The sequence below is a fragment of the Alteromonas sp. AWQ4_252 genome, from assembly GCF_056158205.1.
In genome coordinates this window covers 3,489,553-3,502,857 of record NZ_JBSWSV010000001.1, presented here as the reverse complement: position 1 = coordinate 3,502,857, position 13,305 = coordinate 3,489,553, and the positions used below count along the sequence as shown (strand labels likewise).

Sequence of the window (13,305 nt, the reverse complement as noted above, 5' to 3'; positions counted from 1 at the left end):
TGCCATAGATTACAAAGAGCTACGGCTTTTTTCTAGCCAGTTTTCCCTATCTGGTTTATAGTTTTGTATGGATCGGCTGACTTTTTCCACAATGGAGTGTTTTTTGCATTTATCTGGTTGAAGTCACAATCAATAAAACGTGTGACAGTTTTCTGACGCTGGGCATCAGCGGTGATACACTAAAAATACAAGTACACGTTTTTTATGTAGATTAATAAAAATAACAGGTAGCAGTGCGTCAGCGTGTTTTTACTCTGACATCCCCAGGCTACTTTTGTCTTCCGCCTTTACACAGTGGAACTCTTGAGGGCATATAGGAACGCTATGAAATTGCATTTGACGGGCTTGCTTATTCTTTTGTTGTTACAGGTTGCGATACCCGTAACCGCTGAAGCCCAGGAAAGGGAAACGTCTATAAGAGGTCCTAAAAATGCCACTGACCAATATTCGGGCAGTGTCTATGGTCCTATTGACGATAATGATACCCTGTGGCGTATTGCTGACCGATATCGTCAAAATAAAAACCTTTCCGTGTACCAGGTTATGGTGGCAATTTATGAGCTTAACCCTAACGCATTTGAAGAACAAAACCTCAATTTACTGGTTAATGGTGCCGTATTAAAGTTACCTTCAGAACGATTTGTTGCGCGTATTGACGCGCAGCGCGCCAAACAACGAGCTGAACAGGATGATGACGCCTTTGCTCGTCTTGCAAACAGACCCGGTGCGTCTATAACTAACCTTAAACCGCCAGTACCGCTGGTAAATCAGCAGGATTTAAGCTCCACACGTGGAGCAATTGAAGACAAAATTACTCGCCTGGACACCCAACAAACACAACAATTTGACGAATTGAGAACGCAGTTTGCTGCGTCTTTGGAAAATGTACAGGCCATTCTTGATGAAAATCGCAAACTTTATTCCCGAATCGAACAGGTAAACGAAGATCTTGCTTCTTTACGCAATCAGGTAGAAGGCGACGTTCAGAATCAAATGGACGAGCAAACCGCTCTGCAGCGCCAGTTACTTGATATGATGCTACAGGAGCAAGCTGAGCGGGAAGCCGCCAAAGAATCCTCTATAATGAACACCCTTACGCAACCGGTCAGCCTTATTATAGGCTCAGGCTTGCTCACATTATTGCTTGTTGGCGGGCTGGTCACCTGGATGCTCAAACGAGGGAATAAACAGCAACAGCAAGACCCTATGCAGCCCGTAGCTCCAATCGCGACAGCTGATACGGCACCTATTAATCAGGCTGCGGCTGTGGCGGCAACCGGGTTGGATGACACACCTGAGTTGTCTGGCGAGGAACTGTTCAACGACGACGAACTACTTGATGATGTGCTTTCTGACGAATTGGAAGACGCATTAGACGATGATCTCGAAAGTTTTGCTGATCTCGACGATGATATGTTGGTGCCTGACGATGATTTTTCCTTTGAAGATGGCGAGGCCGAGTTAGGGCAGGACGACCTGGACAGTTTATTTGATGATGAAGCCCTGTCTGACGATTCCCTGGTAGAAGAAGAGCTGGATGAAAGTTTACAGGGAATAGATCTGTCAGAACCCCCCGCTGAGGACGATGGTAAACCTGATGAAGCACAGGAAACTGATAGCGCAGTTGTCGCTGAAGATGATATCGACGCTACTCTCGCTGCTTCTCAACAAGAAGAAACCGCAAGCGAAGATGATATTGACGCTATTCTCGCCGCTTCTCAGCAAGAAGAAACCGCGAGTGACGACGATATCGACGCAATTCTTGCTGCATCTCAGCAGGAAGAGACGTCGAATGAGGATGCTGATGATATGGATATTGATGCTTTGCTGGCTGAAAATGCTGCAGAGCCTCAGGCGTCTTCCGATGATGATCAGCAAGTTGATGATGAAATCGCAGATCCGGACGATATTCTTGCTGAGTTCGAATCGCCTGTGGATGATGAGGACGAAACGCCGGAAATTAACATCGATGATTTGTTAGCAGATAATCAGCCCGACGAAGACGCTCCTTCTATAGAAGAAGGAGACATTAACACGGATATGCTGGAGAAAATCGATCGGGAAATCAACGATCAAAACCAGCAGCTCGATAGGCTAACAGACAATATTCTCGGTGAAATGGATCAACTGGATCAGATGGCGGACATGCTGGGTGATGATGAAGAGGAAGAAATCACAACAGACTCGACGCCGTCGCCTCAAGCCATTCAGGATCTAGACAGCTTCAGCGAAGATTTAGAAGAGATTGATGTAGACGATATTGAGAATGCGGATGAGTTTGTTGACCCGCTTTCCGACGAATTGATTGCTGAGTTGCAAGGTGATGTCGACGATACACCTGAGGGTGATGACGAAACATTACTGGAACCAGAGGATGAAGGGGATGCTCTTAGTAACGAACTACTCGCTGAGTTAGAAGCTGAAGAAGATGAGTTGGATTCGTTATCTGATGATTTGCTCGCTGAACTTGAAGCCAGTGAGCTTGAAACCGCTGAACCTGGTGAAGAGAGCGAGCAGGTCGAAGATGATTTATCTGATGTTTCACAAGATGTGGTTGGTGAAAATGACGATGACGTATTGCCTTCAGGTAACGTCGAAGATGAACCGCCTTCTGAGCAAGATGTCCTGGCTGATGAATTATTAGCAGAACTTGAAGATGAAGGCTTGCAATTTGATGCCCATGAATCAGATTCTGAAGAGCCAGAGCCAGAGCCAGAGCCAGAGCCAGAGCCAGAGCCAGAGCCAGAGCCAGAGCCAGAGCCAGAGCCAGAGCCAGATGTGGATGCGCTGGCTGATGAGTTACTCGCTGAATTATCGGAAGAAGATGTCTTTGATACTGGTATAAATTCTGACGAATCTCTTGCCAACGAACAAAGCGACACACACAATCTTGCCGAAGCCGAAGCCGAAGCCGAAGCCGAAGCCGAAGCCGAAGCCGAAGCCGAAGCCGAAGCCGAAGCCGAAGCCGAAGCCGAAGCCGAAGCCGAAGCCGAAGCCGAAGCCGAAGCCGAAGCCGAAGCCGAAGCCGAAGCCGAAGCCGAAGCCGAAGCCGAAGCCGAAGCCGAAGCCGAAGCCGAAGCCGAAGCCGAAGCCGAAGCCGAAGCCGAAGCCGAAGCCGAAGCCGAAGCCGAAGCCGAAGCCGAAGCCGAAGCCGAAGCCGAAGCCGAAGCCGAAGCCGAAGCCGAAGCCGAAGCCGAAGCCGAAGCCGAAGCCGAAGCCGAAGCCGAAGCCGAAGCCGAAGCCGAAGCCGAAGCCGAAGCCGAAGCCGAAGCCGAAGCCGAAGCCGAAGCCGAAGCCGAAGCCGAAGCTTCTCATGGTACTTCTGTGGATCCTTTGGACGATGCTCTTGCTGAGTTCGACAAGCAACTGATGGAAGATATACCTTCATTTGCCAGCATGGAAGACGCGCCGCAGCCGACATCTGATTTTGACGATAGCCTATTAGAAGAGGCCGACGAATTTAGCCTCGAACAGGAAGTCGATGGCGAGTTACCCTCGAAGCCAGAGTCATCAGAGAGTTTTGACGAATTAGCAGATTTACCGGGTCTCGACGATTGGTTATCCGACGATAATAGCGACGATCACGCAATGCTCGACGAACTCGAGCAAGCAGATTTCGACGACTTATTAGGCACGCTGGGCGAAGACAAGGCGCATGATAATGTGGAAGACAAGACGCCTGTCAATGAGCCTGACGAACCGGATATGTCTCTGGGAAATCCCGATTTGGATCTTGCCGCCTTACTCACCGACCCTGATACAGCCACATCACAAGAAAGTACACCAGACTCTGCTACCAATAACGCCATTGACGATGATGTCGACGATCAATACCTGGATGTTGAATCTTTGATGGATGACAATGGCGAAGAAGGTCAGTTTGCCAACGATAATACGCCCCTTGATTTAGACGTCAGCTTGTCTGAATTCTCTGGTATCAGCGACGATGAGGATGTCATTGATATCGACAAGGACGCCGGGCAAAGTGCAAATCTGGATCTCGCCAGAGTATATATTGAAATGGATGATCACAGTGCTGCGAAAGAACTGCTCGAAGAGGTTGTCGACAAAGGCAGTGATGAGCAGAAAGAAGAAGCTGTGGCGCTATTGAGTCAACTACAGGCATTGTAAAATAGGTCGTACGTCTTGCATCTGAGTGGGCCGCTGACTACACTTAGCCGTTTTTTGAGTAACAGGTGTAGCAAGTAATGGCAAGAATCGCCCTAGGCATAGAGTACGACGGCTCGACCCATTTTGGTTGGCAGCGTCAACGGAACGTTTCGAGCATTCAGGGCCATCTTGAAAGTGCGTTGTCTAAGGTGGCGAACCAACCCATTAGTGTTCAGTGTGCCGGACGAACAGATGCCGGCGTGCATGCTACCGGCCAGGTAGTACATTTTGACTTCGATGATCATCGGCCTGAACGGGCATGGACTATGGGGGTTAACGCCAACTTACCCGATTCTGTTGCAGTTACCTGGTGTAAAACTGTCGATGACAATTTCCATGCGCGATTCTCAGCAACTCACAGACGCTATCGTTATGTCATTAAAAATACCCGCTTGCGACCTGCTATTCTCTGTGGTGGCGTAACCCATATTTATCAGCCTCTCGATGAACAGCGGATGCATGAAGCTGCGCAGGCTTTGCTTGGTGAACAGGATTTTACCTCTTTCCGAGCTTCGCTGTGTCAATCAAAAACACCTTATCGCAATGTTTCCCACGTATCTGTTACCCGCATTGGCGACTTTATCGTCGTCGATATTCGCGCAAACGCCTTTTTACATCATATGGTAAGAAACATCGTGGGCTCGCTGGTTGAAATAGGAGCCAAAGAACAGCCTGTGAGTTGGATAGGGGAGTTACTGTTGCTTAAAGACCGGACACAGGCAGCAGCCACTGCCAAACCCAACGGGCTATACCTGGTCGATGTGACTTACCCAGAAGCAATGGAGATCCCCAAAAATACCCTGGGACCGCTTTTTTTGCCTGAAAATTAAGCTTAGTGAGCACTGGTGTGATTCAGTCGAGTTATGTGGTAACTTCTTAGACCAGTTTTATTTTTCGGAATGTCGGGTATTGTGGTCTAATACCGGGCTAATTTGCGTTCATTTAATACTGTGCACAAATAAACATCAATCAAGCATGGTTACCGATAAAAAAGGATTCTCCTTAACATGAGCTGGATTCAAAAAATTCTTCCAAAAACCCAAACCTCCACCAAAGGCAATGTCCCGGAGGGAATTTGGACGAAATGTTCTCAATGTCAGGCTGTACTGTACAAGCAAGAGTTAGACAAGCTGCTTGAAGTATGTCCAAAGTGTGGCAATCACATGCGCATCAATGCGAGAAAGCGCATTGACGCGTTTTTGGATGCGGGTGATAGAAAAGAGTTGGGCGGTGATCTTGAGCCTCAGGACATCCTGAAATTTAAAGATTCTAAGCGCTACAAAGACCGAATTTCTGCGGCGCAGAAAAGTACCAACGAGAAAGACGCACTAATTGTCATGCAGGGCAAACTTAAAGGTATGCCTGTGGTTGTGGCGAGCTTCGAGTTTGCCTTCATGGGCGGCTCTATGGCTTCCGTAGTGGGGGCACGGTTTGTCGCTGCGGTTAATGCGTGTCTAGAACACAACATGCCGTTAGTGTGCTTCTCCGCTTCAGGCGGTGCTAGAATGCAGGAAGCCCTAATGTCATTAATGCAGATGGCAAAAACATCAGCAGCATTGGCGAAAATGAGCGAAAAAGGTCTGCCTTATATTTCGGTACTTACTGACCCTACAATGGGCGGGGTGTCTGCAAGTCTGGCAATGCTTGGCGATATTAACGTAGCCGAGCCAAAGGCACTCATCGGTTTTGCTGGCCCGCGAGTTATTGAGCAAACGGTTCGTGAAACGCTTCCTGAAGGATTCCAACGCAGTGAATTTCTGTTGGAAAAAGGGGCAATTGATATGATAGTTGACCGTCGCGAGATGCGTGATAAATTACATGGCTTGTTAGAAAAGTTGCATCGACCAAATTAAGTGAACATTCCTTCATCCAAACCCACTGCGCCGACTACAAAGTCGCTGGCGCAGTGGCTGTTTTATTTAGAATCAATCCATCCCACAAACATTGATTTAGGTTTAGCCCGTGTTAAGCAGGTTGCTGATGCCCTTGCCCTTGATTTAAGTACGCAAACGGTGATCACCGTTGCAGGTACAAATGGTAAGGGCACCACGTGTCGGTTCATTGAACAGGCATTATTAGCTCTGGGTAAAACGACAGGCGTGTACGCGTCGCCCCACCTTTTGGATTACCGTGAGCGCATTCGAATTAATGGTGATATGGAAGACCACGCACGCTATTGCGAGGCATTCGAGCGTATAGAGAAAGCCCGGGGCGATATCACGCTGACTTATTTTGAGTTTGGCACACTTGCGGCCATGCTTATGATGGCAGAAGCCGGCGTTGATTTTGCTATTCTAGAAGTTGGCCTCGGTGGCAGGCTTGATGCGACCAACATTATTGATACCGACCTGGCTGTAATAACCACAATTGGTTTGGATCACATGGATTGGCTCGGCGACACGAGAGAAGCAATTGCCATAGAAAAAGCGGGCATTATGCGCCCGAATGGTAATGCGGTTATCGGCGAATTGGCCGCGCCTGATACATTACCTGCGTATGTCCGTGCACATGAAGTGGATGCGTGGTGGGCAAATACTGATTTTGCTTATCACATCGAAGATGTCAGTTGGCAGTGGGAGTGCAAAGACTTGACGCTTACAGGGTTGCCGCTACCTCACATTCCTGTGCAGAATGTTTCAACGGCGTTAGCAGTGCTTTCACGGTTAAATTTATTGCCTTCATTATCTGTGCTGCATGAATTACTAGGTCAGGTTTCCGTGCAGGGAAGACGGCAAAAGATTGCGTCGTCTCCCGATGTGATGCTTGATGTAGCCCATAATCCTCAGGCTTGTGCTTTAATGAAAGCATGGGCAGCCAGTGGCCTGACAGGAGAACTTCACCTGGTAGTGGGTATGCTTGCTGACAAGTCTTTATCTGAAACCCTGTCAGAATTGTCAGAACTAAAGGCTAGTTGGTACGTTGCCGACACAAAAGGTCCACGGGGGTTACCTGCTGAAGATTTGGTGAAGAATGTTCCTGAAGGTCAGATACAGGTGGCTACATTTACGTCTGTTGCTGACGCTTATCAGGCTGCGCGTCAAAATGCGGATAGAGAAGACCGTATTTTGGTGTTTGGCTCTTTTCATACAGTAGCAGATGTATTAGCGTATCACCGGGATGATGTATCTAATAGGAGTAAACCGTGACCTCGGCGTTGCATAACCGACTGGTTGGAACCGTAATAGTGGTTGCACTGGCAGTCATTTTTCTACCGGACTTTCTCGACAGGAAAAAAGAAACGAATAAAGACACATTCGTTAGTGTGCCGGCGACCCCGGCGAAGAAACCCATTGTCGACCCTGAACCTTTTCCGGTGCAGCGAACGGCGTCCATGACCCAAAGGCCGCTGGAAGTTTTGGATGCCGTGATAGTCGATGATGAGAAATCGGAGCAAAAAGCTGAGACTGGAGTCAATAGTGATTTTAAGAATGAGCAAGACACAGTGTCAGACGATGACTTGGCGAAGCAAACCGTTATCCCCAGCCCAAAGGCCGAACCGGAGGATGCTGGATGGGTTGTGCAATTAGGCAGTTTTCGTCATCAGAAGAATGTGAAACAACTATTGCAGAAACTTGAGGATGCTGGGTATCGCGCGTTTAGCAAGCCCATAGAAACGCGCTCAGGGCCGTTAACCAAGGTCTTTGTCGGGCCAGATTTGGACAAGACAAAATTACAAAAAGCCATCCCCCATTTGCAGGAAATCACCGGGCTTAAAGGCAAGGTGACACCGTTCAGGGTAGAGTAAGGGTATAACCATTTTTACTTCATTGGGATGTACTTTAGTCATGGTGTCAACTTATCGTGACCGGGCAACCATTGGCATTACAAGTGAAACACAATTCACATTGGTAATCTCAGGGGCTTCTGATAGAATGCGCGCCAACTCACAGGAAGGCGTCATTTGCGTTCGGCGCGAACCACATACGGATTTTTACGATTGATGAACTGGGTCGATTTTTCCATCCTTGGTATAATCGTGGTTTCCACGTTAATCAGCCTCATGCGTGGCTTTGTAAAAGAAGCTATTTCTTTGGTGGTCTGGTTTGGAGCACTATTTATTGCCAGTGAATTTCACGCTGATCTCGCGGTGTACTTTACGCAAATTAACGATGAAGTGTTGCGCAATGGAGCGGCCATAGTAGTACTTTTCGTTATTACGCTAATTCTTGGTGGAATGTTTAATCACGTTGTTGGTCAACTCGTTCAGGCATCAGGGTTGTCTGGTGCTGACCGGGCGTTGGGCGCAATTTTTGGATGTTTACGGGGCGTGCTAATTGTTAGTGCCCTGTTGTTTTTCATGGATACCTTTACTGAGGCAGCAAATTCACAGTGGTGGAACCGGTCACTGCTTATTCCTGAATTTGGTGTGATAATAGAGTGGTTTTTCACCTTTGTGAAAGACAGCTCCAGTTTTATTAAACCCGCTTGAAATAGGTAACGCTAATGTGTGGTATTGTCGGAATTGTTGGTAAAACACCTGTCGCCCAGTCACTTTACGACGGTCTTACAGTGTTACAGCACCGCGGACAGGACGCTGCTGGGATAATAACGATTGATCACAATCGTTTTAATCTTAGAAAGGGTAATGGCTTAGTGCGGGACGTCTTCCACACTCGTCATATGAAAAGATTAACCGGTTCTATGGGAATTGGTCACTGTCGCTATCCTACGGCAGGAACGTCAAGTTCAGCTGAAGCACAGCCTTTTTACGTTAACTCGCCCTTTGGTATTTCATTTGCGCATAACGGCAACCTTACGAATTCTCATGAATTACAAGATGAGGTGTTTCGCATTGCCCGTCGCCACATTAATACCTCTTCTGATTCAGAACTCTTACTGAATATTCTCGCTCACGAGCTACAACAGTGCACAGAGCTTACGATAACTGCGAAAGACATTTTCAAAGTCGTCACAACAGTGCATGAGAAAATTCGTGGCGCTTATGCAGTTGTCGCTGCAATTATTGGCCAGGGGTTGTTAGCATTCAGAGATCCTCACGGTATTCGCCCATTAGCATTGGGCAAGCGTATTACCGAGATGGGGGAAGAATACATGGTCGCCTCTGAGAGTGTGGCTTTGGATGCCGTCGGTTTTACTTTTATACGCGACGTCGCGCCAGGGGAAGCGGTTTATATCACTGAGCAGGGGGAACTTCATACCCAGCAGTGTGCAGCGCAACCAACTACGTCGCCTTGTATTTTTGAGTTTGTTTATTTTGCTCGTCCGGATTCCTTTATTGACGGAATTTCAGTTTATGCTTCACGAGTAAACATGGGCCGTAAGTTGGGTGAAAAAATTGCCCGAGAGTGGTCAGACTTAGATATTGATGTGGTCATTCCTATACCTGAAACCTCTATGGATGTGGCGCTACAAATAGCCAATACTTTGCAGTTGCCATATCGACAGGGTTTTGTGAAAAATCGTTACATTGGCCGGACGTTTATTATGCCAGGCCAGACCATGCGTAAGAAATCGGTAAGACGTAAACTCAATGCGATTTCCTCAGAGTTTAAAGGTAAAAACGTTTTGCTCGTTGATGACTCGATTGTTCGTGGCACGACGTCAGGGCAGATCATTGAGATGGCCAGAGAGTCAGGTGCGAAGAAAGTGTATTTTGCGTCTGCTGCACCTGAAATTCGTTTCCCCAATGTCTACGGTATTGATATGCCTTCAGCGAATGAGCTAATTGCCTATGGACGGGAAATTGACCAAATTGCCGACCTTATCCAAGCCGACGGTTTAATCTTCCAGGATATCAAAGATCTTGTTATGGCTGTTCAGGAAGAAAACCCGGATATCAAGCGCTTCGAAACGTCCGTATTTGACGGTAACTACATCACGGCTGATGTTGACCAAGCTTATCTCGAAAGTATTGATATTGCCCGAGGCGAAGCTGCAAAGAGTGCACCTGTGGTTCAGGCTGAATTATCAAACCTCGATATGCATAATATGGACTCGGATTAGAACCCCGGTTGCTAATTCCTCGCACTACATAAAAAGCCGCTCAACTGAGCGGCTTTTGCTTTCGGATATGGAATGAAATTTGTGATTTAGTGAACGTATACCGGACCGAAGCCCATACTCCACATGATCACGGTGCTAGCCATTAAAATGGCCAATAACACCAGTCCGCACGTCACTACAGAACTGGCATATATGAAACCTTTACCGTCGGGAATATGCATCATGATTGGCGTACCTGAGTAGAGCAGGTAAACTGAATACGATAAGCCAACCAAACCAATGGTCATGACAAACCATAATTCAGGGTACAAGCCAGCTAGTCCTGTCATAAACAATGGGGTTGCCGTGTAAGCAGCTAAATCAAGTGATTGTGTAAAATTTGGTTTAGCATCAAATGCATTGGCTAATTCGTGAATCATATAAGATAACACCAACACCCCTGCGATAAGACCAAAGTACATACCCACACCTAGCATTATGGCGCTTTGCTCAGTAAGCCTAATCAAATCGCCTGCGCCAATACTCCACCCGAGGTGAGCACCTGAATAGTAACTAACTATGGCTGGGATAAGAGCGATGATAGCTATGTGACTCAGGGGGTAGAAATAACTTTCATGTCTATTATCAATATCCTGCCACTCTTCACGTGGGTGGGTATAAATGCCGAGCAAGTGATTCAATATCATACTTTCACCTTAGTTCCTAAAGACTACACTCTTTACAACAGATAGTTGTTATTATAAATATCAAACTTTTAACATTTGTTTTACATTGAGTCTGTCTGATGTTTGTGAGTTCGTCAATAAAAAAGTTGATTAAAAAGTATTCATTATGCGCGATTTTTGTTCAAGACTATGATTAAATTAAAAAATATCTCGGAGAAAAATCACAGATTTTGCCTTTCGAAGTGACATGAAGTCAGACTGAGATCGCTTGCAGTGCCAGACAAAATCATGCAGTTCAATGTCTAGTATCAGGCCGTCAGCAACGCAGATGACATTAATCGTCGGCCTGTCTACATGTTGTACCCAAATAAATTAGGTAATGAGCTCAATGCTCCTCAAATAAGATTTACCCTAAACTAATCCAGGCAATGCTAAATTGTGTTCTTCACTAGGTTTTCCAGTGACTGGATGTTGCCAAGCAAATCAGAACGGGATGGGTACGATTTATAAACCTGTCGTAGAAGCGTAAGTGCATCTTGGTACTGACGCTGATCTATGGCAATTTGCGCACGCCCGAGCATGGCGCGCTGTTTAACGTCGGCGAGTGACTCAGCTCGCAGATAGGTCATTTTGGCACGTTCGACGTTGTTCTGTTGACGATAAAGTGAAGCAAGAGACAGCAGCGCCTCGCCATTGTCAGGAGCGTCAGCAATGGCTTTAGTTAACAGGGAAATTGCCGTTGTGCTTTGCCCTTTGCCAATAGCCAACTGAGCTTTAAGTACATTTAGTGTAGCTGCTTGAGACGTCGAGAGCTTTTTCACATTGTTGTCGGCAGCTTGCGTTAATTTATTTAAATCAAACCATCGCTCATTGGCCGCTAAGTAAGCCGCTATTTTGGCGTAAGCGTCAAAGCCTTCCCCATCTTTGTCGGTAATGAAAGTCTTCGCATGGGTAGCCAGTATGTCTGCTGCGCGCCGCGGACTACCGTCAGATACGTGCAATTTAGCCACTGAAATTAAGTTCGACAGCGAGCGGTCGCCCAAGGAAAGCGCTGTTTCTAAGCTGCTCAGCGCCTTTACCATGTCACCCTGCTTTAACGCTATTTGCCCCCGTTGGAGCCAAAGCTGCTTATTGCCTTCATCATCTACCAACATTTCGCTTAGCAAGCTTTCAGCCTGTGCAAGTGCATTACTTTCAATAAGCGCGAACAATAAACCTTGGTACCATTGCTTGTTTTCAGGTTCGAGCATCAACGCATTTTGATAGGCACCAATAGCGGTGACAGGTTTGCCAAGCTGAACATTGGTATAGGCTAGCTGCCCGAAAAGTTGGGCATCTTGAATACCCAGTTCCACGCTTTTAGTTAAATGAGTTCGTGCTTTGGCTAATTTATCTGTCATCAAATACGCCATGCTCAAACTTCTGTGCGCCGATGGGAGGTTTGGCATAGCATCGATAACATCTAACAGCACTTTTTCGGCTAGTGCGTAGTTTTTCTCATTCAATAACACTTGTCCGTAAAGCTCACGCAAGCGTGGACTAAATTGAGAAATATCCTGTGTTGCAAATGCGCTGGCAACGTTTGAATAATTACCTGCTTGCAAGTCGGCCTGAATACGCCCGATAAACTCACCTTCTTCTCGGGATATACGTTCACGATGATCATCCCTATGGTGCTGACGCAGAACAAACTGCCAATCGGGTTCTTCCAATTCCACCGTTATTTTTGCACTAACCGGCTTAATAAAAGCCAGCGCGCTCACTACACAGCTGAGGACAGTTACGGCTGTAATTTTCTTTAACATTGTCTCAATCAACCTCTAAATTCTTTAGCTTCTATTTCGCTTTACTGCGCTAAACCAAGCCTCTATTAAGCTACTATTAGGCCTCTATAACTACGGGCCAAATAAAACGCGCCTTCACCGCTTCATCTTCTTTGTAGGGCGATGTAAATTTGCTGGCTTTAACAAAACGCATTATTTCTTTATTGAGCTCGTGATGCGGGTTCTCGACAATATCCATCAGTTTTACGTTGCCGTGTTCGTCAATAATGACGTCGAGCTTTACAATCACCCGCTTGATCCCTTGCTTTTTAAGTCGCTTGGGGAAACGTATTTTGACCGGTGTCAGCAAAGTAGGTTTTGAGTCCAGTTCGCTTAGCGCGAAAGCATCCAATTTAATATCAGGCATATCCCACTGGGTTTGGGTCACTTTGACATTTGGCATGTCGGGCTTTGGCACTTGAATATCTGGCTCAACACTTAAATCCGCCATGGTCATGGCTGCGCCACTGCCCTCTACCTGCATAACGAGTTCAGTTTCTTCCACTACATTTTGCGTTTTAGGGGGCGGGGGCGGTGGAGGCGTTACCGCAATGTCTAACTTGCGCACTACCATAGTGTCTGGCTGCAGATTAGACAAAAAGTGCCCTAGCCACATAACGCCAAGTGCACTAACGAGCACCGCACCGCTAAGTAGAGAAGGTTGAAGATTGTATTTCATTGAA

Annotated in this window: 10 protein-coding genes; 7 read left to right on the top strand and 3 right to left on the bottom strand. The window is 46.9% G+C overall.

All coding sequences use genetic code 11. From position 1 onward, the window contains the following. Positions 1–324 precede the first annotated feature (324 nt). The 7 genes from ACXACM_RS15355 (at position 325) to purF (ending at position 10,134) form a co-directional block, all read left to right on the top strand. Positions 325–4,131 carry a FimV/HubP family polar landmark protein gene (locus ACXACM_RS15355; protein WP_474822821.1) on the top strand — a complete coding sequence of 1,269 codons (3,807 nt, stop codon included), beginning with the start codon at positions 325–327 and terminating at the stop codon, positions 4,129–4,131. Between the two features lie 77 nt (positions 4,132–4,208). Beyond that, complete coding sequence (truA, locus tag ACXACM_RS15350) at positions 4,209–5,000, top strand: tRNA pseudouridine(38-40) synthase TruA (protein ID WP_474822820.1); 792 nt, start codon at positions 4,209–4,211, stop codon at positions 4,998–5,000. Positions 5,001–5,177: 177 nt separating this feature from the next. Next, the gene (gene accD, locus ACXACM_RS15345) at positions 5,178–6,023 is read left to right on the top strand and encodes an acetyl-CoA carboxylase, carboxyltransferase subunit beta (RefSeq protein ID WP_474822818.1); all 846 of its coding nucleotides are present in this window, start codon (positions 5,178–5,180) and stop codon (positions 6,021–6,023) included. Next, positions 6,024–7,316, top strand: coding sequence for a bifunctional tetrahydrofolate synthase/dihydrofolate synthase (folC, locus tag ACXACM_RS15340; RefSeq protein ID WP_474822817.1), 1,293 nt, complete (start codon positions 6,024–6,026; stop codon positions 7,314–7,316). Continuing rightward, positions 7,313–7,915, top strand: coding sequence for an SPOR domain-containing protein (locus tag ACXACM_RS15335; RefSeq protein ID WP_474822816.1), 603 nt, complete (start codon positions 7,313–7,315; stop codon positions 7,913–7,915). The genes folC and ACXACM_RS15335 overlap by 4 nt, the downstream gene beginning before the upstream one ends. Positions 7,916–8,110: 195 nt before the next feature. After that, the gene (locus ACXACM_RS15330; protein ID WP_474822814.1) at positions 8,111–8,599 is read left to right on the top strand and encodes a CvpA family protein; all 489 of its coding nucleotides are present in this window, start codon (positions 8,111–8,113) and stop codon (positions 8,597–8,599) included. A gap of 14 nt (positions 8,600–8,613) precedes the next feature. Beyond that, entirely contained in the window at positions 8,614–10,134 is a 1,521-nt protein-coding gene (gene purF / locus ACXACM_RS15325; protein ID WP_474822813.1) for an amidophosphoribosyltransferase, read from the top strand. An 86-nt stretch (positions 10,135–10,220) separates the two neighbouring features. Here purF and ACXACM_RS15320 read toward each other — a convergent pair whose 3' ends face one another. From ACXACM_RS15320 to ACXACM_RS15310, 3 genes are all read right to left on the bottom strand, one after another. Then, entirely contained in the window at positions 10,221–10,820 is a 600-nt protein-coding gene (locus ACXACM_RS15320; protein ID WP_474822812.1) for a Yip1 family protein, read from the bottom strand. 410 nt (positions 10,821–11,230) lie between these two features. Continuing rightward, positions 11,231–12,604, bottom strand: a complete 1,374-nt coding sequence (locus ACXACM_RS15315) for a tetratricopeptide repeat protein (RefSeq protein WP_474822810.1) — start codon at positions 12,602–12,604, stop codon at positions 11,231–11,233. Between the two features lie 76 nt (positions 12,605–12,680). Then, on the bottom strand, positions 12,681–13,301 hold the full coding sequence (locus ACXACM_RS15310) for an energy transducer TonB (RefSeq protein WP_474822809.1): 621 nt from the start codon (positions 13,299–13,301) through the stop codon (positions 12,681–12,683). Positions 13,302–13,305 lie beyond the last annotated feature (4 nt).

Excerpts from the sequence above, each read along its gene's own strand:
- ACXACM_RS15355 (WP_474822821.1), top strand. The coding sequence starts at position 325 with ATGAAATTGCATTTGACGGGCTTGCTTATTCTTTTGTTGTTACAGGTT.
- truA (WP_474822820.1), top strand. The coding sequence starts at position 4,209 with ATGGCAAGAATCGCCCTAGGCATAGAGTACGACGGCTCGACCCATTTT.
- accD (WP_474822818.1), top strand. The coding sequence starts at position 5,178 with ATGAGCTGGATTCAAAAAATTCTTCCAAAAACCCAAACCTCCACCAAA.
- ACXACM_RS15330 (WP_474822814.1), top strand. The coding sequence starts at position 8,111 with ATGAACTGGGTCGATTTTTCCATCCTTGGTATAATCGTGGTTTCCACG.
- purF (WP_474822813.1), top strand. The coding sequence starts at position 8,614 with ATGTGTGGTATTGTCGGAATTGTTGGTAAAACACCTGTCGCCCAGTCA.
- ACXACM_RS15320 (WP_474822812.1), bottom strand. The coding sequence starts at position 10,820 with ATGATATTGAATCACTTGCTCGGCATTTATACCCACCCACGTGAAGAG.
- ACXACM_RS15315 (WP_474822810.1), bottom strand. The coding sequence starts at position 12,604 with ATGTTAAAGAAAATTACAGCCGTAACTGTCCTCAGCTGTGTAGTGAGC.
- ACXACM_RS15310 (WP_474822809.1), bottom strand. The coding sequence starts at position 13,301 with ATGAAATACAATCTTCAACCTTCTCTACTTAGCGGTGCGGTGCTCGTT.